This window comes from Spirillospora sp. CA-128828 (assembly GCF_050945415.1).
Lineage (GTDB): Bacteria > Actinomycetota > Actinomycetes > Streptosporangiales > Streptosporangiaceae > Spirillospora.
Window position 1 is genome coordinate 5595833 of the sequence record NZ_CP191986.1, and the last position, 22411, is coordinate 5618243.

22 protein-coding genes and 2 pseudogenes are annotated in these 22411 nt (G+C 69.3%); 11 read left to right on the forward strand and 13 right to left on the reverse strand.

Annotated elements, in window-relative coordinates; translation table 11 throughout:
• Positions 1-36: 36 nt before the first annotated feature.
• Positions 37-546 (reverse strand): peptide-methionine (S)-S-oxide reductase MsrA, encoded by a 510-nt coding sequence (gene msrA, locus ACQPXG_RS27295; RefSeq protein ID WP_433461967.1) that lies wholly within the window; start codon positions 544-546, stop codon positions 37-39.
• Between the two features lie 517 nt (positions 547-1063).
• Between msrA and ACQPXG_RS27300 the strand changes: the two genes are divergently transcribed.
• Positions 1064-1378, forward strand: coding sequence for a hypothetical protein (locus tag ACQPXG_RS27300; protein WP_433461968.1), 315 nt, complete (start codon positions 1064-1066; stop codon positions 1376-1378).
• 44 nt (positions 1379-1422) lie between these two features.
• Positions 1423-1707, forward strand: coding sequence for a hypothetical protein (locus ACQPXG_RS27305; RefSeq protein WP_433461969.1), 285 nt, complete (start codon positions 1423-1425; stop codon positions 1705-1707).
• Positions 1708-2040: 333 nt separating this feature from the next.
• On the opposite strand, the gene ACQPXG_RS27310 is transcribed toward ACQPXG_RS27305, so the two are convergent.
• Positions 2041-2466: a DUF1622 domain-containing protein gene (locus ACQPXG_RS27310; RefSeq protein ID WP_433461970.1), complete on the reverse strand. Its 426-nt coding sequence runs from the start codon at positions 2464-2466 to the stop codon at positions 2041-2043.
• Between the two features lie 412 nt (positions 2467-2878).
• Between ACQPXG_RS27310 and ACQPXG_RS27315 the strand changes: the two are divergent.
• Positions 2879-3109, forward strand: a pseudogene (locus ACQPXG_RS27315) (GNAT family N-acetyltransferase); the annotation flags it as partial.
• Positions 3110-3295: 186 nt separating this feature from the next.
• Positions 3296-4240, forward strand: a complete 945-nt coding sequence (locus ACQPXG_RS27320) for an NADP-dependent oxidoreductase (RefSeq protein ID WP_433461971.1) — start codon at positions 3296-3298, stop codon at positions 4238-4240.
• 324 nt (positions 4241-4564) lie between these two features.
• Here ACQPXG_RS27320 and ACQPXG_RS27325 read toward each other — a convergent pair whose 3' ends face one another.
• Positions 4565-5167 carry a TetR/AcrR family transcriptional regulator gene (locus ACQPXG_RS27325; protein ID WP_433461972.1) on the reverse strand — a complete coding sequence of 201 codons (603 nt, stop codon included), beginning with the start codon at positions 5165-5167 and terminating at the stop codon, positions 4565-4567.
• 57 nt (positions 5168-5224) lie between these two features.
• Here ACQPXG_RS27325 and ACQPXG_RS27330 point away from each other — a divergent pair, with 57 nt between their 5' ends.
• Positions 5225-5695, forward strand: a complete 471-nt coding sequence (locus ACQPXG_RS27330; protein ID WP_433461973.1) for a hypothetical protein — start codon at positions 5225-5227, stop codon at positions 5693-5695.
• Between the two features lie 581 nt (positions 5696-6276).
• Here the strand turns inward: ACQPXG_RS27330 and ACQPXG_RS27335 are convergent.
• The 3 genes from ACQPXG_RS27335 to ACQPXG_RS27345 all read right to left on the reverse strand — a co-directional run bounded on the left by ACQPXG_RS27335 (position 6277) and on the right by ACQPXG_RS27345 (position 9095).
• Entirely contained in the window at positions 6277-7362 is a 1086-nt protein-coding gene (locus ACQPXG_RS27335) for a hypothetical protein (protein ID WP_433461974.1), read from the reverse strand.
• 390 nt (positions 7363-7752) lie between these two features.
• Positions 7753-8241: a hypothetical protein gene (locus ACQPXG_RS27340; RefSeq protein ID WP_433461975.1), complete on the reverse strand. Its 489-nt coding sequence runs from the start codon at positions 8239-8241 to the stop codon at positions 7753-7755.
• Positions 8242-8708: 467 nt separating this feature from the next.
• A complete protein-coding gene (locus ACQPXG_RS27345) occupies positions 8709-9095 on the reverse strand; it encodes a hypothetical protein (RefSeq protein ID WP_433461976.1) in 387 nt (128 codons plus the stop codon).
• 1155 nt (positions 9096-10250) lie between these two features.
• Here ACQPXG_RS27345 and ACQPXG_RS27350 point away from each other — a divergent pair.
• The gene (locus ACQPXG_RS27350) at positions 10251-10748 is read left to right on the forward strand and encodes a hypothetical protein (RefSeq protein WP_433461977.1); all 498 of its coding nucleotides are present in this window, start codon (positions 10251-10253) and stop codon (positions 10746-10748) included.
• Positions 10749-11019: 271 nt separating this feature from the next.
• Here ACQPXG_RS27350 and ACQPXG_RS27355 read toward each other — a convergent pair.
• A pseudogene (locus tag ACQPXG_RS27355) lies at positions 11020-12419 on the reverse strand (IS1380 family transposase).
• A gap of 549 nt (positions 12420-12968) precedes the next feature.
• The gene (locus tag ACQPXG_RS27360; RefSeq protein ID WP_433461978.1) at positions 12969-13874 is read right to left on the reverse strand and encodes a helix-turn-helix domain-containing protein; all 906 of its coding nucleotides are present in this window, start codon (positions 13872-13874) and stop codon (positions 12969-12971) included.
• A 192-nt stretch (positions 13875-14066) separates the two neighbouring features.
• On the opposite strand from ACQPXG_RS27360, the gene ACQPXG_RS27365 reads away from it, so the two are divergent.
• From ACQPXG_RS27365 to ACQPXG_RS27375, 3 genes are all read left to right on the forward strand, one after another.
• Complete coding sequence (locus ACQPXG_RS27365) at positions 14067-15101, forward strand: zinc-binding dehydrogenase (protein WP_433461979.1); 1035 nt, start codon at positions 14067-14069, stop codon at positions 15099-15101.
• Between the two features lie 98 nt (positions 15102-15199).
• A complete protein-coding gene (locus ACQPXG_RS27370) occupies positions 15200-16174 on the forward strand; it encodes an aldo/keto reductase (RefSeq protein WP_433461980.1) in 975 nt (324 codons plus the stop codon).
• 85 nt (positions 16175-16259) lie between these two features.
• Positions 16260-16637, forward strand: a complete 378-nt coding sequence (locus ACQPXG_RS27375; RefSeq protein WP_433461981.1) for a DUF2255 family protein — start codon at positions 16260-16262, stop codon at positions 16635-16637.
• A 126-nt stretch (positions 16638-16763) separates the two neighbouring features.
• Here ACQPXG_RS27375 and ACQPXG_RS27380 read toward each other — a convergent pair whose 3' ends face one another.
• Entirely contained in the window at positions 16764-17111 is a 348-nt protein-coding gene (locus tag ACQPXG_RS27380; RefSeq protein ID WP_433461982.1) for a hypothetical protein, read from the reverse strand.
• An 18-nt stretch (positions 17112-17129) separates the two neighbouring features.
• Here ACQPXG_RS27380 and ACQPXG_RS27385 point away from each other — a divergent pair, with 18 nt between their 5' ends.
• Positions 17130-18125, forward strand: coding sequence for a hypothetical protein (locus ACQPXG_RS27385; protein WP_433461983.1), 996 nt, complete (start codon positions 17130-17132; stop codon positions 18123-18125).
• Positions 18122-18259 (forward strand): hypothetical protein, encoded by a 138-nt coding sequence (locus ACQPXG_RS27390; protein ID WP_433461984.1) that lies wholly within the window; start codon positions 18122-18124, stop codon positions 18257-18259. Before ACQPXG_RS27385 ends, ACQPXG_RS27390 begins: the two co-directional genes overlap by 4 nt.
• A 122-nt stretch (positions 18260-18381) precedes the next feature.
• On the opposite strand, the gene trpA is transcribed toward ACQPXG_RS27390, so the two are convergent.
• From trpA to ACQPXG_RS27410, 4 genes are all read right to left on the reverse strand, one after another.
• On the reverse strand, positions 18382-19221 hold the full coding sequence (gene trpA / locus ACQPXG_RS27395; protein ID WP_433461985.1) for a tryptophan synthase subunit alpha: 840 nt from the start codon (positions 19219-19221) through the stop codon (positions 18382-18384).
• A gap of 357 nt (positions 19222-19578) precedes the next feature.
• Complete coding sequence (locus ACQPXG_RS27400; protein WP_433461986.1) at positions 19579-20889, reverse strand: NAD(P)/FAD-dependent oxidoreductase; 1311 nt, start codon at positions 20887-20889, stop codon at positions 19579-19581.
• Positions 20886-21683, reverse strand: coding sequence for an amino acid ABC transporter ATP-binding protein (locus tag ACQPXG_RS27405; RefSeq protein ID WP_433461987.1), 798 nt, complete (start codon positions 21681-21683; stop codon positions 20886-20888). Before ACQPXG_RS27405 ends, ACQPXG_RS27400 begins: the two co-directional genes overlap by 4 nt.
• Positions 21680-22396: an amino acid ABC transporter permease gene (locus tag ACQPXG_RS27410; RefSeq protein WP_433461988.1), complete on the reverse strand. Its 717-nt coding sequence runs from the start codon at positions 22394-22396 to the stop codon at positions 21680-21682. Before ACQPXG_RS27410 ends, ACQPXG_RS27405 begins: the two co-directional genes overlap by 4 nt.
• Positions 22397-22411: the final 15 nt, after the last annotated feature.

Sequence of the window (22411 nt, forward strand, 5' to 3'; positions counted from 1 at the left end):
AACGGCGCAGACTGACGTCTGCGCCGTCCCGCAGCGTCAGGCTCCGGCGGTCCGCTTGGGCAGCCTCCAGCCGGGGCGGGGGAAGTGGCATGTGTAGCCGTTCGGATACTTCTGCAGGTAGTCCTGGTGTTCGGGCTCGGCTTCCCAGAAATCGCCGGCGGCGGTCACCTCGGTGACGACCTTGCCCGGCCACAGGCCGGAGGCGTCGACGTCGGCGATGGTGTCCTCGGCGATTTTCCGCTGCTCGTCCGAGGTGTAGAAGATCGCGGAGCGGTAGCTCGTGCCGATGTCGTTGCCCTGCCGGTTCACGGTCGTAGGGTCGTGGATCTGGAAGAAGAACTCCAGCAGCGCCCGGAAGTCGGTCTGGTCGGGGTTGTAGACGACCTCGATGGTCTCGGCGTGGGACCCGTGGTTGCGGTAGGTGGCGTTGGGCACGTCGCCGCCGCTGTAGCCGACCCGCGTGGAGACCACTCCGGGCTGCCGTCGGAACAGCTCTTCCATTCCCCAGAAACAGCCGCCTGCGAGCAGTGCCGTCTCGGTTGCCATGTTCTTTGTCCCCCTCGTGTCCTTCGTCGGTGATTACAGCGGGCGTCGCATCAGCGTTATTCCATCCGACGGCCGGCGGTCCGCCGCTGTGTAGGAGTAGGGCGCTGACCGGTACTGAACGCTTTGCACCGTCGGTTGGCAATAGCCGGATGTAGGCGGCGATCCACAGCCAGCAGGCTCATGACATCCGGTCCGGTAGATGCGGAGCGGATCGCCCGGTCGCTCGACGGCGATGAGGATGCCTTCGTCGTGGTGGTCTAGCGCCTTGAGGTGGCGGTTGGGGCCCGCCTCGCGCGGGGCAGGTCGGCCGGGAGGTGGCCGAGGACCTGCTCGGCGAGGTGGCGCCCGTCCGGCGGAAGACCGGTTGACGGGACGTGTCGGAAGGCCCGGTGGTTCACCGCCCGGCGGACAGGGGCCCGATCTGGTCAGCCGTTCGGCGTGTCGCAGAGGACGTCTGCGGCGGATCAGAGCCACGTTCTAGGTTGAGCGTTCAGCAGGGTGTCGTGGAAGGGAGATCGTGGTGGCTGTCGAGTATTCGCGTCCCGAGGTGCCTTCTGCTGACGAGCCGATGATTGCGCAGGCCATGGGAGTGTGGGACGACCTGACTGCGGAGGAGCAGCGGGGCGTATTCCGGTCATTGATGGTTGCGGTGTCCGCGTATGGCCGGACGAAAGATGTTGACGGTTTGGTGCGGCTTGCAGAAAGTGTTGACGGGATGGTTCGTCTGGAGTCAACGACGGGGCTTCGAGCGGCTATTCGGGAGACTCGCGGAGCGCCCAGCAAGCCCGCCGGGGTGAGCTTCGCGGACATGGCGAGGCGACTCAAGGAGTAGCCATGGGGCGGCCGCTACGACCGACCACGAGGACGGATGAGGTCGTGGCGGAATGGGCGGTCACCGCGTCGCAGATCCATAAAGAGCGGATGGAGGAACTGCTCGAGACGCTCCACGACGGCCGCTGGTGCGGGAACCGCTGGTGGAAGCAGCAGTACAGCAGCGAGCCCGAGGTGTGGGAACTGCGGTTCGACGCCCACGCGCACGTGTTCATGCGGATCTTTGTGGATGAGGCGGACGGGTCCGAGTGCGCTGACTTCATCTCGATCGAGCACAGCAAGCCGCCTGATCCCGACGACGAGCACTACCCGCCCCTCGGAGAGGGCTGACTAGGTAAGCGGGGTCAGGGCCACAGCCGGGAAATGTCAGCGAGCGCGAGGCGTGGCTGAGGGAGCGTTAGGCCGCGTGCTCACGCCCCGGTCGCCGCTCAGGCCGCGCCCGCAGACCAGCGTTGATCAGCAGCCGCACGGCAACTATGGCCGAGGCCATGGCAAGGGATGTCCACGACGGCCGGCGCGCCAGGCGGATGAGGCCGGAAGCCAGAAGGAAGTCCATAAGCACCGCCACGGTGGGCCGCATACGTCGGATCCGGACGCCGACACAGGCTGCGCTGATCAGCCCAAACGCGGTAACGAGAAGGGCAGCCTGCCCCAGCAGCGCATTCACGGTGCAGTGGCCGGAGGAGAGGAACTGTCGCCGGTGGAGAGCCGCTCGACCTCCCAGCGCTCCTGTTCGATTTCCCTGCCGAGAATGTAATTGAGCGCGGTGCGGATAGCGGCGATCGCGGCCAACTGGCCGATCTCGGTGAAGGACGGGGCGATTGCGGTGCGCAGGATGTCCCCAGCAAGTTGGAATTCGAGACCGAGCGCGAGAAAGAGGCCCAGGGTCAGCCGGATCCGGTTGAAGCCATAGCCGGCTCGCTCAGGCGCTCCCGGGCGGTGCAGCCGAACCACGCCATACGCGATGAAACGCACGAACGTCCAAGCTGCTCCGGTGAAGATGATCAGAGCACCCCCGAACTCCACCAGTCGCACAGCCAGGTCAACGACCTCGCGCAAGGTTGATTCCGGCAGAAGATCCCAGCCCATGCCCGGGAGCGTACGCCCCCTTCCGGCGCCTCCTGGAGCACCAGTGGATCCGCGGTGTGTTCGCCGATCTGTCGCTGAGGTCCGGCATCCTGATGTCATCCGGGCTTTCGGGCGTGTGGAGCTCAGGTCGGCGGGGCCTGCCGCGTTACGACACCGCGGCAGGTCAGCGTGACGGTCGCGGTCTGCTCGGCGACGTCGGAGAAGGTGACCGTAAAGAGAGTCGGCATCTACGGCGTCGCCGGCGGAGACCGATTCGTTGCGGGCCACCTCGGTGTGTTCCTCGAGTTCCGCAAAAACAGGACATCGCTACCGAGCTGATCGAACGATGTTCGCGCGCAAGGCAAGACGGTCACCATCATGTGGCTGATAGAGCGCACCTTCATCGAGAACAACCCCGAGTACGGAGCACGGCCGATGGGTCGCCACCCTCGGCGCTGACCTGATCGGCGGGCTCACGTATCGGTTCGTGGGCGGCTGTGTCGTGCTGCTCTCGACCTGGGTCGACCACGCCTACCGCAACCATCGGGTGGCGACAGAACTCGTCGCTCGCGTGTCGGGTGAGATCCGCGAGAGCGGGTACCCCAGCACAGACCGCGGGGGCCGCAACGAGCGGCTCACCGCGTTCGAGCACGACATGACGTAGCCGTCCGGCGTTCAGACGTGGTTCGAGCCGGTCCGGCGAGTCCGGGATGGTCGGCTGCGGACGGACATCTGCACCGTCGCGGCCCTCGACGATGTCGTCGCCGCCTTAGGGCTATAAGGGCAAGACGATCATCCCCCCATTACGTGGTAACGGGGTCGGCGATGACTGTTACGAAGAGGAATTCATATGAAAGCGATTGTGGTGACGGACCAGGCGGCGGGAACGGCTGGGATGATGCTGGCGGAGCGGCCCGAGCCGGACGCGGCACGGCTCGCCAGTCTTGAGGGCGCCAACTACGGCGATGTCGTCGTTGAAGTTCATGCCTCGGGATTCACCGGGAATGAGCTGGAGTGGCCCTCGACCTGGATCGATCGCCTCGGCCGTGACCGGACGCCGTCGATCCCCGGCCACGAGGTGGCCGGCGTGGTCACCGCCCTCAGCTACGGAGCAACAGGGCTGTCCGTGGGACAACGGGTGTTCGGACTCACGGACTGGACCCGCGACGGCACGCTGGCGGAGTATGTCGTCGTCGAGGCACGCAACCTCGCGCCGCTGCCAGGCGACGTCGACTTCACAGTGGGCGCGAGCGTCGCCATGACGGGCCTGACCGCGTGGCAAGGTCTGTTCGAGCACGGCCACCTCCGGGCCGGCCAGAGCGTCCTTGTGCACGGTGCGGCCGGCGCAGTCGGTTCGATGGCGACACAACTCGCACGTGAGGCCGGCGCCCACGTCATCGGCACCGGACGCGCCGCCCACCGTCAGACGGCACTCGACTTCGGTGCGAAGGAGTTCGTCGACCTTGAGAACGACGCGCTGGAAGACGTCGGCAGAGTGAATCTGGTGTTCGATGTCTTCGGCGGCGACATCGGAAAGCGGTCCGCTGGTCTGGTTCGAGCCGGCGGAACACTGGTGACCGTCGCCGGTCCGCCCGAAGCGCGGCCGGCCGACGGTCTGGCGGTCGACTTCGTTGTCGTATCCGATCGCGCCCAACTGGGTGAGATCGCCCGGCGGGTGAGGGACGGACGGCTACGAACGAACATCGGCCAAGTCGCGACCCTCGACGAGGCTGTCGCCGCCTTCAACACGACCGAGCGGATCAATGGAAAGACGATCATCCGCATTCGTCGGTGAGGACTCAGGGACACCCTTGTGAGGCCGGTACAGGGCGTCGTAGCGGCGGACCTCGGAGAACCGCGCATCATCTCCACGGGCACCCCTTGGAAGGGGCGTGTCGCGGTGCCCGGCCTCGCGCTGGCCCGCCGGACCAGCACCGAGGGCGAGCGGGCCGAACCGGCTCCGCCGACTCGGGCAACGAAACAGCGCCGTTGGAGCGCGACCGGGACACGGCGAGCACGGTATGACGGTTGAGGAACATTGGAACCGAAACCGGTGCTTTGCCTTCGGTTCGGCGGTCTGCTCGAACAGCCGGACCGTGCGGTTGATCAGGGCGACCGTCTAAAGGCGCAGACCTGCCAGGAGGCGGCCGATCACCGCCGAGTACTCGTCCTTGACCCGGGGCTTGTCGGCCTCGGCCGCCTCGGCGAGGGCCATCCCGGCGGCGCCGAGGATGTTGAAGGTGACCCGCGCCATCGGCTCGACGGGCAACTGGGGGATCTCGCCGGCGTCCATGAGCGCCACGGCCAGTTGCTCGATCAGGCCGTAGGCGAATTTCTCCTCGCACTCCTTCCAGCGCTGCCAGCCGAGCGCGATGGGCGCCTCCTGCCAGACGAGCCGCCCGTAGACCGGGTCGCAGCACTGGTCGAGGAACGACTCCTGCGCCACCAGCGCCGCCCGCCACGGGTCGTTCGCGCCCGCAATCGCCTCGGTCACCCGCCGGATCATTTCGGCCTCGAGGCGTTCGAATACGGCCTGGAACAGCGCGGTCTTGCTCGCGAAGTGGTGGTACACCGCGCCCCGGGTCGCCTGGATGTCGGCGGCGACGTCCTCCAGCGCCGTCCCCGCAAAGCCGTGCTCAGCGAAACGCCGGGTGGCCGCGTCCAGTAGAGCGGTCTTGGTCTCCTCCGAGTAGCGCTCGCGCCTGCTTCTGACAGATGACATACGCTGAGTGTACTAACATACGCAGTGCATGTTTCAGACGTGAGGTAGGTGTTCACAATGTCGTGGAACCAGGCGCACCGGCGCCACCGGCTCGTCCACGCGGTCCTGGAAGAGATCGCCCGCACCCGCCGTCCGACGATCCCGCAGGCCCTGCACCCCGAGGTCGTCGCCGAATTCGGTGGCTTCGACGGCTTCCTGGTGGAGGTCCAGCTCCGCTGGTACCGCACCTTCGACACGTGGCTGGACGAACTCCTGGAAGAGCAACCGGCCGACCTGCGCGCGGCCCTCGTCGACCTCTGGCAGGACACAGCCGAGCGCATGCCGGGAGCCCAGATCCTCCTGAACGCTCACATCGCCCATCCCGCCCTAGCCGAGGTCCACGACCACCACCGCCGCCGCCTCCATGCCGCGACGGGCATCCACATGGATCCCCTGCGTGTCCCCCGCCAGCCCACCCACGACCCCATCCACGACCGCGCACGCTTCTCCTGCCTCCGCCTCTTCCACCCCCGCCCCTCAACCTCCTGAGCACCCGCGAGGAGTTCCTGGCCGTGGCGGGTGGGAACTGTTCGCGCCAGCTCAGCATGTGGTCGCGTACCGGGCCGCACGGCGAGATCTCGCACACCACGATCAATGCGCCGCTGGCCGAGACGCCCCGCCGGTGACATGCGGTACGTGCAGGCGATCATCGCCTGCCGCGGGTACGACGACCTCGAACCGGCGGCGGCCCGGCCGCGTCGACGACGGGACCATCAAACCCACCCGGCCGCCCCCGGCACCCACGCGTCCATGCCGTCTCCGCCCCGGCGCCCGCCCTCCCCCGGCCCTATCGTCCGGACACGTCCGGACACGTAACCCCCAGAGCGCGTGTCCGACCGGCGCGGCGGATGTCGACTTCCACCGCGGCGCCGGTCAGGACCGACAACACGATCCGCAGTTCGTCCTCAAGCGGGAACTGTGGGGGCAACTCACGATGGGTCGACGGCGGCCAGGGTGGCGGTCACCGGCCACGGGCACCGCGCTTTGCGGAACGCACCGTGTGCCGGCCGCGTCACATGGCGCAGTCCGGTCCGCCGAGGCCGCCCGTCGCCGTGCCGCCGGGGGCCGGATCAGCGGGCGGTGAAGAAGATGCCGTCGTCGCGGTCGTCCTCAGGCGCGCTCCAGGGGCTTACCGAGCCGACGCCGAGCATGGTCGAGGTGCCGGGCACGTTGGCCATGCGGCCGAAGACCCCGTCGGTCTCCGGGACGGTGGGACGCGGAACGGCGGTCCACGTGCCGGCGCGGTAGTTCACCAGCGTTTCAACGCCGCCCTTCACCCAGAACCCGCCGGAACCGTCGGGTGCCAGGTTCGACAAGTCGAACCGGTAGTCCGGCGTTGCGACCCTGCGCCATGCCGAACCGTTCCAGTGCAGGACCACCGGACGGAACTGCTCGTCGTCCCCCTCCAGCCAGCTGACGGTGCCCACAGCCCACACGTTGTTCACCGACAGAGCCATCACGTCATTGAGGGTGGCACTCGCGCCCGCGGGCACGGGGATCTGCGGCAGCGCGGCGGCCTTCCAGGCCGAGCCGTTCCAGCGCAGCATGCGCGGAAGGCCGTCCACGGTGGTGCCGACGGCCCAGCCGCTCTTGGCGGAGGTGAAGTGCATCGAGTACACCCGGTCGGCCGGCGCGGCGACGCTGCGCCACTGCCTGCCGTCCCAATGCCGCAGCGGCTGCGCGGCGGCTTCACCGTTGACCGCCAGCCAGACGTTGGAGGGCGAGAGGACATCGGCGTCCCAGAGCGTGACGTCGCCGTTCTCGACCACCGAGGCCTGCCACGAGGCCCCGTTCCATCGGAACGCCTTGAGCGCGCGATCGGACCGGATCTGCAGGCCGAACGCCCAGATGTTGGCCTCGGAGGAGCCGGCCACGCGACTCAGACCCACGTCCACCTGCGCGGGGACGGGGGCCAGGTGCCAGCCAGTGCCGTCCCAGCGGTACACCAGCGGCTTGTCGGTGGCGGCATCCCAGGATCCGCCGACGGCCCAGCCGCTCCTGGCTCCGGTGACGGCCACATCGCTCAGGTTCTCGTTGCCGGGCAGGCCCGTCTGCGCGGTGACGCTCCACTTCTGCGGCGCCGCCGTCGCGGCCGCCGTCCCGGCCATCGCAATGCTCGCCGCCGCCGTGACCGCTACCGTTCCTCGAAGCCTCATCGCCCCGCCTTCCGATCTTCTGGAGACCTTTATGAGGTGACGGAGCGCTCGCGGTTCCGGTTTGCTTGCCCTTCGTGTCCTAATGTGGACAGCCGTAATGAGTGGCGCATGCGGCACGGGTACGAAGCACGGTCGGCCGGCGATGCCGCACGACTAGTCCCTCAGGGCGGTTGGGGGGCGACCGATCCGGTCTGGGCGGTGGACTGGGCGATGAGTCGCCGGGTGATGCGCGGGGCGAGCAGGGCTTCTCCGGCCGCGACGACCCTGATCGCACCATGCCATGAGCACGTGCCTGGACTGGTGGCCCGAAGCGGCGCACTCCCGTCCTGAACCGCCCGGCGGGGGGCCCGGAAACCCCGGGTCCCCCCGAACGGCGGCCGCCATCAGACCTCAGTCCTGCGCGTCGCCCCTTCTGCGCTGGATCACCATCGCGCTTCCGGCTCCCAGGACCAGGGCCGCACCGGCGCCCATGAGCGGCAGGCTCGTGCCACCGGACACACCACCGATACCAGTCTTCGCCCCACCCTTCGGAATGATCGTCACGTGGCCGTGGAACTTGGTGGGGCGGTCCACGTCATCGCAGAGCCCCTCGATGCGATGCTCCCCCACGGTGGCGGTGCTCTTGATGGGCACTGGATTCGGCATGGCCCCTCCAATAAAGCTCGCAGGGGCGCTGAACGCGGTCGAGCTCAGCGTCACCTGTTGACCTTGGCACGCCGAGGGGACGTTGACGGTGACCGGCCCCGTCTCCCCCTGACGCACCGAGTTCGGACTCACGGTCACCTCACCCGGCGGATCCGCCATCGCGGGCACCGCGAGACCCACGGTGGCCGCACCGACCACCCCGGCGGCCGCCACTGCGCTCCTCAGTCGCATCATGTCCTCCTTGCAACACGGCAGCAGATTTCCCCCGCTCCGGAACCGTGCTGTTCCAACCTCCGATGAGCGACCTGCCCGAGTTTGTTTACAAACTCGCAGCAAAACCGTCGCCGATCATTCCTGTGGCCGACGATCACAGATAAGACTCAAAGGAGCGCTGACAGTTCAACGACACGCGCGCGTCGGCGGCCTGACGGCCTCAGCACGTCCTGGCCTGAACCCATGCTGACTCAGTTCGCTGGACCTCGATCCGCACATCGGCACCTTGGACCGCGCGGCGGTTGATTGTCGTTGGCTCCGGCCGAGCGTTGACCGGTGCCGTTAGTAAAAGGTGTCACCAGCCTGGAACAAGGCCGATTTGCCGAGGAGAGCCCATCTGCACTGACGGTTCCGCGATGATTCGGCCCCGCATCCGGTCGGGATGGATGAGTCCGTCGAGTACGGGACCGGGACGGCCACTCGGCCGGTCAGGCTCTTCTGACACGGTTGCGCAGGCGGTCGCTGAGAACGACGGCATGCGGGAGCGTCCGCAGCGTGTCCGGACCCGCCGCCACGCCGCGCTCCCTCAGAACGGCGGCCAGGTGCCTCCAATGCGCCGCCGCCTCTTCCTCACGGGTCTGGCCGTCGAACGGCTCGTCCGGGCCGACCACGGTGAGAGCGGTGTTCTCGATCTCGTCGACCGTGGTCGTCTCCCACTTTCCGGTTGTGTCCCAACCCCGGTCGTTGAGCAGCGCTATCCGGCGACCGTCGTCGAGGACGGCCGAGAGCGTGGCCGCCGCCGACACCCGGCGCGGGTCATTGCCCGCCGGTTCGTCGAGGTCGACGGCGGTTTCGAGGCGAACAACCGTGGTCATGTACACATTGTGCCCGAGCCGGGCCGTGGACAGGACCCGGAGCCATTCGTTGATGGCGGTGATAACCTACCGATTATCCGATCACGGAAGTGTATGCCAGAGCCAGTATTCGGCCGTCGTCGTCAAGCACGATCAAGGTGGAAATGGCGGATGCGTCGGGTGGCCTGGACCAACATTGCCAGCAATCAGCACCGAATGTACTCCGACCACGCAGTACGGTTATCCGATCTCGCCTGCCGAACAGCCTCTTCCATCTCCTGCCCCGAACGCCGACCACCTTCGAGAGGCGCACACCATCGCTCCCCCGCGCCTGCTCCCGCTGCTCCCGACCGGAGCGGGGAGCAACGGGAGCACGCAAGGTTCTGAACCGTCCTGAACGGGCGTCAACGAGCGTCAATGACCACTGCTGACCTGCGGCATCTCGGATATGTGCAGGTCGAGGGCGGATCGGGACGACCTTGACACGTTCCCACCCCCGGCCCGGACTACCCGGCCATGGGTAGTTCCCGCCCGGGAGCATGCTGCTCCCGCTCTCCCGGCCGCCACTGGCAACTATGAGTAGCGCCGTGGCCAGCAGCGCGCGCTGCGAGCCAGAGCCGGGCGCCGACCTCATGCAGGGACCCAACGTCGGGCTCGATCAGGATGTCCCCGTCGCCGGAACCGGATGCCCTTATCCGAATGGCTGGGAAGGGTCACGATCCCGTTGGCGGTGTTCGGCGCGTACTGCGCCGGTCCTCTTCGGCCGCGTTCCGCGTGGTGAAGCCGCCACGGGGAATCCGCCGACGACGGTCGTCCGAGCCGACCGGCAACTCGACCCGGATGGAGCAGTTCCCATGCCGACGGCCGGCCAGCAACTTCGGGTCACCGATCACCCCACGCCGTCCCCGTGACCGCCATGTACACAGCCGGCCGACAGAGCGGCCGTCGGACGCAGGGCACTCAAGCCTGGAAGCCAGGGGCACGCCACTTCGCCGAACCCGGTGGGCTTCAGCCTGACTATAGGCTCCGTAGATTGGTGTCGTTTCCCGCGCTTCGCTGTCGTTCCCGGTCATTCTCTGCGCGAGCTGTAATCACGGTCCAAAGGTTCCGGCTGCTGGAAGTGCCAGCACGGCCGACCGCAGGTAGGGAAGAATGGTCCCCGTGAGGATTCGGCGCGTGCTGGTGGCCACGACGATCGCTGTGGCCATCGGAGTCCTCGTGCTCTCCTTCGCGATGAAGTGGGAGCAGGCCGACAAGCTACTGGCCGCGGTATCGGCTTTGGCCGGCGTGGTGAGCATCTCCGTCGCCGTGTGGCTCGCGCCAGATCGCACCGCCCACCCGACCGCCGGTCGAGGCGCGGACGCAGCCACGGCGGGGACTCTCCGCGACATCGACATCATCGGACAGTGGCAGAAGGTGACCGAGACCGGGCGCCACTTCACACTCGTCCTAAAAGCTGACGGGGACATCACCGAATGGGACCCGTCCAGCGATGAGCCCCCATGGAGCGGAAAGTGGACTGTGGGGCCGGGCGGCGAACTCCAACTGTTTCTCGCCGGACGCATCACCACATTGCGCCCTTCCGGTGCCGGGTTCCACGGCCAAGAGAGGATCAAGCGCCGCCGACTCGGATTCGTTGCCGGCAAAGCATGGGTGACCCTTCGACGGTCATGATCTCCGCTGGCGGCCGCCGCTGCGGAGCGCACCCGAATGGTCGATCTCCGCGGATTGTCGCTTCGGGTAGCCGGCTGAGCGGCAGGGCCTCTTCAGACGGGACGTACTAGCCTCGATCTTTCGTGAGGCTTGTTGGGGTGCTCGGTGTCCCGACCGGCTCCTTGTTTTGAGTGGTGGGTCAGCCGTTGGGCCCGACTGTCGCGTCGGGTGGGCGGGGTTCCACGGGCCCGGCTGGTCTCCTTCCTGGGGTTGACGGGACGGTTCTGGCTGGTCAGGGCGCCGGGAGCATCTGCAGGCGGGTGATCGCGGTGGCGATCAGGTCGGCCCACCGCCAGTGGTGGGCCAGGCGGAGTCGGAGGCGTCTGCCGCCTTTGACCAGGCGTCCGGCCACCGAGAACACGCGCAGGCGTAGCCGTTTGGGTTCCCAGCGGCGGGCCGGGTGATCGGCGAAGGTGAGCATCTGGGTCCAGGCGGTCAGCTCGCATGCCAGGGCGACGAGTTCAAGCCAGATCTGGTTCTGGGCGGCGCCGTGGAGCGGCAGGTTGCGCAGGCCGGTGTCCTTGGCGCACCGGATGCGGTCTTCGCAGCGGGCCCGGCGGCGGTGGCGTAGTTCCAGGTCAGCGAGTTGGCCACGGCCGCCGCCGGGCCGGGTGCCGGTGACGAAACAGGTGAATCGGTGCCCGTCGATATCGGTGAACCGCAGCTGCGCACCGGGGTGCGGGCGTTCACGGCGGACGATGACGCGCATGCCCTTGGGCCAGGGCGACAGGTCGAGCATTGCGGTGAGTTCGGCGACCCACGCACCGTCCCGTGGTTGCCGGTCGGCGTCGTAGGCGACCTCCCAGATGCTCTCGGGCAGCGCGAGGATCGCGGCGCAGATGTCGTCGGTCAGGTTGAACCCGATGGAGTACTTCAGCCGGCGGGCGGCGATCCAGTCCAGGAACCCGTGGGTGCCGCCGCCCGAATCGGTCCGGATCAGCACTTGCTTGTGCAGGTGGGCGGGGATCTGGTTGAGGGCGAGCCGACCCGCGGTGATGTGATCGGCGGCGGTGTTGGACCCGGCGTTGCCCGGCCGCAGCAGCAGCACGGCGGCCTCGCCGCCCGCGCCTTCACCGTGGTCGATGAACGCGGTCATCGGATGGTGCCCGAAGGTGCGTTTCCACGTCGGGGCGGCATGTTCCTTCTCCGAGTGCGCGATCACGACGGTCGCGTCCAGGTCGACCGGGATCAGGCGCCCGCCGGCGCCCGGAGCGTGCTCACCGGCCAGGGCCCACACCCGCTCACGCGCCACCGCGCGTGCTTTGCGGATCGACCGCAACGCCTTGGGGCCCGCCCCGGCCAGCGCGGTGACCAGCCGAGACACGCTCGGATCGATGCCACCGGCCCGAACAGCTCCGGCGAGTTCCGCAGCACCGCCACGTCGGCCAGGCAGTCCCCGCCCAACGCCAGTGTCACCGCCAGATCCGTCACGATCTTCGCTGGATCGTGAACCGAACGAGGCCGCCGCCATCCCGCCAACGCCCCGGCCAGGCCGCGGCCCAGCCCGCTGACCCGCAGCGTCTCCATCAGCAACAGGCCACCGGCCTGACAGACGATCCCCGCTCCATCAGATGAAACAACGATCTTGGGCTTCTGGCCTGTAGTGTTCACGTGAAAAGTGCCTTCCGGCATGGACTGAATCGTGACTTCGCAATCTCGATCCTTCCAGGCCAGAGGCACTTTTCTCATGTCAACGGTCAGTCCCCGCCCGCCCCAGGCGAAAGCGCGAGGCTAGAGCAGGCCCTGCCGGCAGACACCCGCGGCTTCGACAAAGGCCTGTCGGCCGCCTCCAGGGACCCGGCGCGTGCGCCCGCCCTTACGGATGGCGTTCGGCCCCGTGCGCGCTCCAGGACGTCCGGTCGCCAAGGTCATGGCAGTCGCCGAGACGCAAGCGCTGCTGGGTGAGACAGACGAGTTGTCGAGACGCCCCGGTCCAGCGACATGGAACTGCGGGCCGCGAGTCGACATCCACGGCTCGGCGCGGACGCCACGGCGGTTGCGCCGCTCGCCAGCACTCCGCGCAGCAGCACGTGGCTGGACGCGTACGCCAGGACGCCATCGCGGTGCGCGAGGCCGGTGAGGCGGCGCTTCGCAGGTGGCTGGAGCAGGCCGTCCTGGCCGCACCCCGTCCACACGATCTCGGACGGCATCGCCGTCCAGGCGGCAGCTGCCCGGGGCCGGTCAGGTGCCGGGCCGCTGGTCCTCGCGCTGTGCGGCGCCGGACAGCTGCTCGTCGGTGGCGGCCAAGGTGGCGAGGAGGTGAAGGCCGTCGGCGCTGGGGGTGCCGGGCGGTGCAGTGTACATCAGGAGGGTGAGGCCGGGGTCGGAGGCGAGGGTCATGGCCTCGAAGTCGAGCTCCAGGTCGCCGACGGCGGGGTGGTGGATCTTCTTGATGCCGGTGCGGTGGTAGCGGACGTTGTGGTCGGCCCACCGCTGCCGGAAGGTCTCGCTGCGGGTGGACAGCTCTCCGATGAGGTCGGTCAGGTTCTTGTCGCAGGGGTTGCGGCCGGCCTCGGCGCGGAGCATCGCGGCGATGTCGTCGGCGGCCTTGTCCCAGTCGGTGAAGAAGTCGGGGGCCGCGGGGTCGAGGTAGATGAACCGGGCGGTGTTGGCCGGGCGGCGCGGATCCGTCCGCTGTGCCAGGACGGGGGCGTACAGCGCCGCGGCCAGCCGGTTGGTGGCCAGGACGTCGTGACGGTCGTTGCGGATCCATGCGGGGGCGTCGGTGATCGCGTCCAGCATGTGCCGCAGCACGGGCCGCACCGGTTTGTTCGGCGTACGGCGGCGTGCGGTCGGGGCGTGCCCTGCGTTCCGCCGGGCGAGGTCGAACAGGTGCTCGCGTTCGGCGTCGTCGAGGTGGAGGGCGCGGGCGAGGTTGTGGAGGACGCTGTCGGACGCGCCGGACAGGTGGCCGCGTTCCAGGCGGACGTAGTAGTCGACCGAGACCCCAGCCAGCATGGCGACCTCTTCGCGGCGCAGGCCTTTGACGCGCCGGTTGCCGCCGTAGGCGGGCAGCCCGGCCTGCTCGGGAGTGATGCGGGCGCGCCGGGAGGTCAGGAACTCCTTGATCTCGGTGCGGTCGTCCATGCCCTCACGGTATGCGAGGCCGTACCCGGGAAGCAGGTACTCGCATTACCTGGAACGACAGTCACTGCCGCCGCGCGACGGAGAGGCGTTACCTGGAGTTGGGCCGCTTTGACGGTTCCGCCCGACCGGCCGGCGATCGGCCGGACGGGGCTGTGACCAGCAGATACGCATTTTCCGAAGGAGATTCGCCGTATGCGAGCGACGTTCATGTACGGGGCCGGGGACGTCCGGGTCGAGACAGTGCCGGACCCGGTGCTCCGGCAGCCGACCGACGCCTTGGTGCGGGTGGTGACTTCCTGCATCTGCGGCTCGGACCTTCATCCGTACCATTCGATGCCGGCCGGTGGGGCCCGCCCGATGGGTCACGAGTTCATCGGCGTGGTCGAGGAGACCGGGTCGCAGGTCTCGACCGTGAAGCGGGGCGACCTGGTGATCGCGCCGTTCGCCTGGTCGGACGGTACGTGTGAGTTCTGCCGCGAGGGGCTGCAGACCTCCTGTCCGCACGGCGGTTTCTGGGCCCGGGACGGGATCGGCGGCGGCCAGGCCGAGGCGGTCCGGGTGCCGCTCGCGGACGGAACCCTGGTGAAGGCTCCCGTCGGTGAGGACTCCGACCCGCTGCCCGGGCTGCTGACCTTGTCGGACGTCTACGGGACCGGCTTCCACGCTGCCAAGCGCGCGAACGTGAGCCCCGGCGACACGGTGGTGGTGGTCGGCGACGGAGCCGTCGGTCTGATGGCCGTCCTGTCGGCCCGCCGGCTCGGCGCCGAGCAGATCATCCTGATGGGACGGCACAAGGACCGCACCGACCTGGGTCGCGAGTTCGGCGCCACGGACGTGGTGGCCGAGCGCGGAGAGGAAGGCATCGCCAAGGTCCGTGAGCTGACCGGCGGCCGCGGCGCCCGCAAGGTGTTGGAAGCGGTCGGCCATCTGCCTGCTTACGAGCAGGCGATCGGCGTGGTCCGACCCGGCGGGGTGGTCTCGCGGGTCGGGGTGCCGCAGTACGACACCGCCCCGGTCGGCTTCACCAGCCTGTTCGGCCCGAACATCACCCTGACCGGCGGCCCGGCCCCGGCGCGCGCCTACATCGAGCAGCTCATGCCGGCCGTCTTGGACGGCACCGTGCAGCCCGGCAAGGTCTTCGACCGCACCATCGGCCTGGAACAGACCCCGGACGGCTATCGCGCGATGGACGACCGTGAGGCCCTCAAGGTTCTCATCCGCCTTTGACCCTTGGGGTTTCGGGGACTTCCCGTCCGGCGAATGACCCGTCCCCCGCACCACCCCGGGATCGGCTCCCGCCATCCCGCACGACAACGGAGAAGATCATGAAGCATGTGACTCTCGGCGGCCTGACCGTCGGCCGGATCGGCCTGGGCATGATGGGCATGTCCTTCGCCTACGGCGGCGCGGGCAGCGACGACGCCGAATCGATCCGCACGATCCACCGGGCCCTCGACCTCGGCGTCACGATGATCGACACCGCCGAGGTGTACGGCCCGTACACCAACGAGGAGCTCCTCGGGCAGGCGCTCAAGGGCGGCCACCGCGACCGGGTCGTGGTCGCCACCAAATTCGGAATGATCTCCCACACCGGTCGCGACGGCCTCGACAGCGGCCCCGCCAATGTCCGCAAGGCTGTCGAAGGATCGCTGCGCCGCCTGGACATCGACCACATCAACCTGTACTACCAGCACCGCGTCGACCCGCAGACCCCGATCGAAGACACCGTCGGCGCCCTCTCCGACCTCGTCACCGAAGGCAAGATCGCCCATATCGGGCTGTCGGAGGCCGGGGCCGCCACGATCCGCCGTGCCCACGCCGTCCATCCGATCACCGCGTTCCAGACCGAGTACTCGCTGTGGACCCGCGACCCCGAGCCGGAGATCCTGCCCGTCCTGCGGGAGCTCGGCATCGGCCTGGTCGCCTACTCCCCGCTCGGCCGCGGTTGGCTCACCGGCGCGATCACCGCCGACACCCGATTCGAGTCCACCGACTTCCGCGCCTCCAACCCGCGGTTCACCGGCGCGAACTTCGACCACAACCTCCAGCTCGCCCACCAGGTCAAGCAGATCGCCGCCGACGCCGGAGCCACCCCCGCCCAGGTCGCGCTCGCCTGGCTGCTGACCCGCGGCGACGACATCGTCCCCATCCCCGGCACCAAGCGCGTCAGCCGGCTGGAGGAGAACACGGCCGCGGACGCCCTCGTCCTCACCGCCGAGCAGACCGCCCGCCTCGACGCCCTCGCTGAGGCCGCCGGAGACCACCACAACGAAGCCCAGATGAAGATGATCGGGCTGTGACCCGGCCTTTGCCGTACCGCGGGTAGCTCCGGCGGTACGGCAGAGGACCAGGGCGCCTCGACCACGGATCACGGAAGGCAGGACCATGGCCGGCTGGAGCACCGACGAGTTGTCCGTCATCGACCGCACCGACGAACTCGAACTGCGGTCGATGCGTGCCGACGGCAGCCTCCGCGACCCCGTCACCATGTGGGTCGTCCGGCACGGCGACGACCTGTACGTCCGGCCCGTCAAGGGCCGCGGCGGCTGGTACCAGGGCACCCGCGCCCGCCACCAGGGCCGGATCGCCTCCGGGGGCGTCACCAACGACGTCACCTTCGTCGACGCCGACGGCGATCCCGCTCTCAACGCCGCGCTCGATCAGGCCTACCGGAGCAAGTACGCCTCCTACCCCGACAGCATCGTCGGCCACGTCACCAACGACCAGGCCCACGGCGCCACCCTCAAACTCCAGCCCCGCTGAGCCGCCCGTCTTATCGCCGGTATCCGCCTGGACCTCGAACCAGAGCCTCGCCTCGCCGGCGCACGAGTAGGTTGGGCGTCTACCTGCGCCGGCAACCGCGGCTTGAGCCCGGACTGAACGGCGGCCTCACGTCAGGCCCGCAGCGACCAGACCAGCCAGGAACGAGGCGGCGTTGGCTGCCAGTGCCGCGTGCAGCAACGGCCGCCGCGGCGCGCCCAGCAGCGCCCCCAGCAGGGCGGCCTCGGTGAGCCAGGCGGCGATCTCGACGGGAAGCAGAACGATCTCGTATCCTTCCCGGAACTCGGCTGCCACGCCCAGCGTCCACCAGACGAGCGGATGGGTGACCAGGTTGACCCCGGTGGCGAGCGCGAACACCACCGGGGCACGCGCTGCCCGCATGACGCGCAGGGCGGCGAGGTACACCGGCAGTTCGACCGCGAGGGTCAGGATGAGCGCGGCCGGATAGCCGGTCATGGGGCGGAGGAGGCGGCCATGGCAACCGAGGCGCTGCCGTCGGCGCGGCCGGTGCCCCACGCGACGCCGGGCACGCTTGTCGCGGTCTTCGGTGTCGTGGCGACCGTTGCGCTGGTGACGGCGCTGCGGCTACCCGCCACGGTGACGGTCGTCGGCCTGGCCATGTTCGGCATTCTGCACAACGTGCTGGAGTTGCGCTACGTGTCGGGCCGGTTCGACGCGATCCTGACCGGGCGGTTCCTGGGGCTCCTGCTCGTCCTGATCACCGGCATCATGCTGTGCCGCCTGGTGCCGATGCTGTCGTGGTCGGCGCCGGCCGAGATCCTGCTCGGCTATCTCGTCCTGGCCGTGGGCTGCTGGTGGGGGCTGCGCCGCCCGCTGCCGCGGGCGGCGGCACTGGCGGCCCTGGGATGCGCCGCTGCGGGTTCCCTGACGTTCCCCGCCTACCATTTCGTGTTCCTAGCGCATCTGCACAACCTGGTGCCGCTGTTCTTCCTGTGGGAGTGGGCGCGCGACCTGGAGCGGAGGCGGGCCGCGTTCCGCGCGACGCAACTGGCGTGGGTGCTGCTGGTCCCCGCGCTGATCCTGGCCGGGACGTTCGACCCGTGGATCGGCGGCGACCGCGACGGCGCGGTGGCCGCCTTCGCAGGCGGTGGCGAGCGTCTGCTCTCGGCCTACGCCCCGCCCGCCTGGCTCGACACCGCGCTGGCTCTGCGCCTGCTGGTGGTCTTCGCGTTCCTGCAGACGATGCACTACGTGGTCTGGGTGTGGTTCATGCCACGCCACGCGCGTGCGGCCACGGAGTGTTTCGAGCGGCGGGCCGGGGCGCTGCGGGGCCGCCGCGCCTGGCTGCTCGGCGCGGCGGGCGCGGCGCTGCTGGCGGTGCTGTTCGCGTCCGACTACGCGGGCGGCAAGACCCTCTATGGCGCCGTCGCGAGCTACCACGCGTATCTGGAGTTCCCCGTCCTGCTGGCCCTGCTGGCGGGCGGCGGCCCGACGAAGGAGGAGACGTGATCACAGTCCTGGCGGACGTGCAACGCGAGCAGCCCGGTGGCTCGCCGCAGTGGCTCATCCTCGTCGCCGGAGCAGCAGCCCTCGTGGCCCTGGGCACGGCCGTCGTCCTCATCCTTCGGAACCGGCGCCGCTGAGGCTGGGCACTCGAGCGTCGTGACGGTCCGACAGGCTTGGGTCGGCGGCGCACAGAATGGCGGCATGACGGAACACAACGAAGCGGACTCGCCTCAGGAGAACTGAGAACTGCCCGGAGGAGTCAGCAGGCGGTGGCCCGGGGGGTGAGGGCCGGGGCGTGGAGGGAGGCGGCGAGGGAGTCGATCAGGGTGGTGAGGCGGGCGAGCCCGGCGTCGAGCGACGTGGCGGCGAGGCACTCGACGAGGGCGGTGCCGACGATGACGCCGTCGGCGAGGGGCGCGACTCCGGCGGCGTGGGCGGGGGTGGAGATGCCGAAGCCCACGCAGACGGAGGTGGTCGTGACCCGGCGCACCCGGTTGACGAGGTTCTTCGCCTGGGCGATGTCCACCTCGCCGGAGCCGGTGAGACCGAGACGGCCCGCCGCGTAGACGAAGCCGGTGCACGCCGAGGCGATGCGGGAGATCCGCTCGTCGGAAGCGTCCGGGGGGACGACGAGGATCCGGGCGAGCCCGTGCGCGTCGGTGCTCGCCGTCCATTCCGCCGCCTTGTCGCTTGGCAGATCCGGGACGATCACCCCGCAGCCTCCCGCGATGGCGAGATCGCGCGCGAACCGCTCGGCCCCATACCGCTCCACGGGGTTCCAGTACGTCATGCAGACCACGGGGACTTCCACCGAGGCGAGGGCCTTCACGGCGGTGAACAGGTCGGCGATCCGGGTCCCGCCCCGCAGCGCGCTCTCGGTGGCCTGCCTGATCACAGGGCCGTCCATGATCGGATCATGGTGAGGGAGGCCGATCTCGACGATGTCCACACCGGCCTCGACCATGGTGAGCATGGCCTCGATCGAGGCCGGCACGCTGGGATAGCCGATCGGCAGATAGCCGATCAGCGCCGGCCGGCCCCGCTCCCGGTGTGCGGCGAGAACGCCCTCCAGCCATGCGCGACCGTCCTGCTCGTTCATCCGCCATCCCCTCCGGCGCCCGGCTCGCGGCCCCACACCAGTAGTCGATCTTGGACATACTGCGGGGTCCGAACCGCTTCGGGAAGGGGTTCCGCATTAACAAATGTTGCGTTCGGTGAACTTTCACCTCCGACTCGTGGTCGCCGGGATGGGTCCGCCGGGCTCCGAGCAGCCGCACAAGACAAGTTCGGCCTGGTGGCGGGCTTGGTGTGGCCGATGGCTGTTGTCGTGGGCCGGGTAACGGTCGGCGGGACCGGATCGTGGCCGCCGAGTTGTGGGGGATCGTGGCGCGGGTGCCGCCGCCAGCTCGGCTACGGCGGCAGGGCGGGAGCGCGGCGTTGTGCCCCAACCCGGGTTCTACAGGCCGAACCGGTCGGCGCGGAAGGGGACGAGCCTGGCCGGGCGGCGGCCTTCGGTGACGTACTCCGCCATGGCGCTGCCCGTCACCGGCGCGAGCGTGATCCCGAGCATCCCGTGCCCGGTGGCGACATAGGCGTTGGCCATGCCGGGGACGCGGTCGAGCACGGGCAGGCCGTCGGGCAGCATGGGACGCCCGCCGACCCAGGGATCGTGGATGAGCCCCATCAGCTCGTCTGGCGAGTCGTACCAGGGGCCGAGGTAGTCGCGGCTGGCCCGCGCGATCGCCACGACGCGGCGCCAGTCGAGCCGCCGGTTGTTGCCGCTCAGCTCCATGGTTCCGGCGATCCGGGTCGTGCCGCCGATGGGAGACACCGCGACGTGCTTGTCGCCGAGGTACATCGGGTGCGCGGGGGCGGGGTCCAGCTCGACGGAGAAGCTGTAGCCCTTCCCCGCCTGCAGCGGCAGCCGCAGGCGGGGATCGAGCGCGCTCAGCAGATCGGCGGACCACATTCCGGCGGCGACCACCGCGGAGGAGCACTCGATGTCACCTTCGGCCGTGCGGACCGCCTCGACACGTCCGTTGCGGCGCAGGAACCCGTGCACGGTGGCGTGCTCGGAGATCGCGACGCCCTCCTTGCGGAGCCGCAGGGCCAACGAGTCGACGAACGCGGCCGGATCGACGACGCCTTCGCCCTCCACGAGATAGCCTGCGCTGACCTTGCCGCCCACCGCTGGATCGAGTTCCGCCAGCTCCGCGCCGGTCAGCAGCCCGCCCGGAATCTCGTACCCCGTCCAGGCCATGGCGCGCTGCGTGGCGAGCACCTTGCGGGCCTCGTCGGCCGAAAGGAAGGCGTGGAGCAGGCCAGGACGCGTCAGCGTGGTGACGACCTCGGCGTCGGCCAGCTCCGCGAACCGGTCGAACGTCGCCTGCGCGAATCGGGCGACCGCCTCGTACCCGCGGTCGAAGGTGGAACGGGCGCAGGCGCGCTGGAACAGCACCAGCCAGCGCAGGAACGACGGGGTCGGCTGCGGCCGCAGGTACAGCGGCGAGTCGGGGCGGCCGATGGAACGAGCCGCGTACCACGTCACCCCCGGCGCGGGCACCGGGGCCGAGTGGCTCAGGCACACCCAACCGGCGTTGCCCCGCGAGGATCCCCCGCCGACGGGGCCGCGTTCGACGACGTGCACTTGGACGCCCCTGCGACGCAAGTGGAACGCGACGCACAGGCCGATCGCGCCCCCGCCGATGACCACGACCGGGCCCGTACCGGCCCGGTGGCCCGCGCCGCCAGTCGACAACTCCGTCACCGCCCCGTTCCGCTCGTGGAGAGGAACGCCCGGGTTCGCGCCTGCTGCGGCTCGTCCAGTACCTGGTCGGGAGGGCCCTCCTCGATGACCCGCCCGCCGTCGATGAAGGTGACGCGGTCGGAGACGTCGCGGGCGAACGGGACCTCGTGCGTGACGATCACCATCGTCATCCCCTCCTCGGCCAGGCCACGGATCACCTTCAGCACCTCCCGCGTCGACTCGGGGTCCAGCGCCGAGGTGGGCTCGTCGAACAGCAGCACCGACGGCCGCAGCGCGAGCGCGCGGGCGATCGCCACCCGCTGCTGTTCACCCCCCGACATCTGTTCGGGGAACGCCAGCGCCCGATGCCCGACCCCGACGCGGCGCAACAGCCGCACGGCCGTCTCCAGGGCCTCGTCCTCGCCGACGCCGGCCGACTTCATCTGCGCGAGCACGACGTTCTCGATCGCGGTCAGGTGGGGGAACAGGTGGAAGCGCTGGAAGACCATCCCGACACGGCGGCGCAGCTGCGCGAGATCCGCGTAGACGCCCCTGCCGCGGGCGAAGACGGGCTCTCCGGCGACCTCGATCGTTCCCTGGTCGGGTCGTTCGAGCAGGTTGATGCAGCGCAGCAGCGTGCTCTTGCCGCCCCCGCTGCTGCCCAGGATGCTGACGATGTCGCCGGGCAGGACCTCCAAGTCCACCCCGTCCAGCACCAGCCGCCCGTCGAACGACTTGGACAGCCCGGCGACCTGCACCACCGGCCGGCCCGTGTCCGGCACCGCCGCCTCCCGCGAGTTCTCCAGCTCCGTCATGAGTTCTCCGATGCGAGCAGGGCGCGGGCCTTGCGCAGCCGGCGCCGCCGGCCAAAGGTCATGGGGGCGCCGGCGCGCACCCGGCGTTCCAGCCACAGCAGTGCCTGGGACAGCGGATAGCACAGCGCGAAGTAGACGGCGGCGATCACCATGTACACCTCGAGTGCACGGAACGTGTCGGAGGTGATCAGCTGAGCCTGTGTCATCAGCTCCGCCGCCGAGATCGTCACCAGCAGGGAGGTCGACTTGAGCAGGTCGACCAGGAAGGTGTTCGTGCCCGGCAGCGCCAGCCGCAGGGCCTGCGGGAACACCACGTGGACGAGCGTGCCGAGGCCGTTCATGCCGAGGGCGTGGGCGCTCTCCCGCTGCCCGTCGTGCACCCCGGCCAGGGCGGCCCGGAAGATCTCCGAGAGGTAGGCGGCGTAGAAGACCACCAGGCTCAGCGCGCCCGCCTGCAGCGTGCTCAGCTTCAGCCCGACCGAGGTGAGCCCGAAGTAGGTGATGAAGATGATCGCCAGCAGTGGGACGTTCTTGAAGACCTCGGTGTAGAGGGCGGAAAGGAGTCGGACGATCCGCAGGCGGTTCAGCCGCATCAGGGCCAGTACCAGCCCGAGCGCGGACGCCCCCGCGAATCCGAGCACGGTGTACTCCAGCGTACGGAGCAGCCCTTGCCAGAGGGGGTCGGAGTAGTCGGACCATGGGACCTGGAACATGTCGGACTTCCGTTT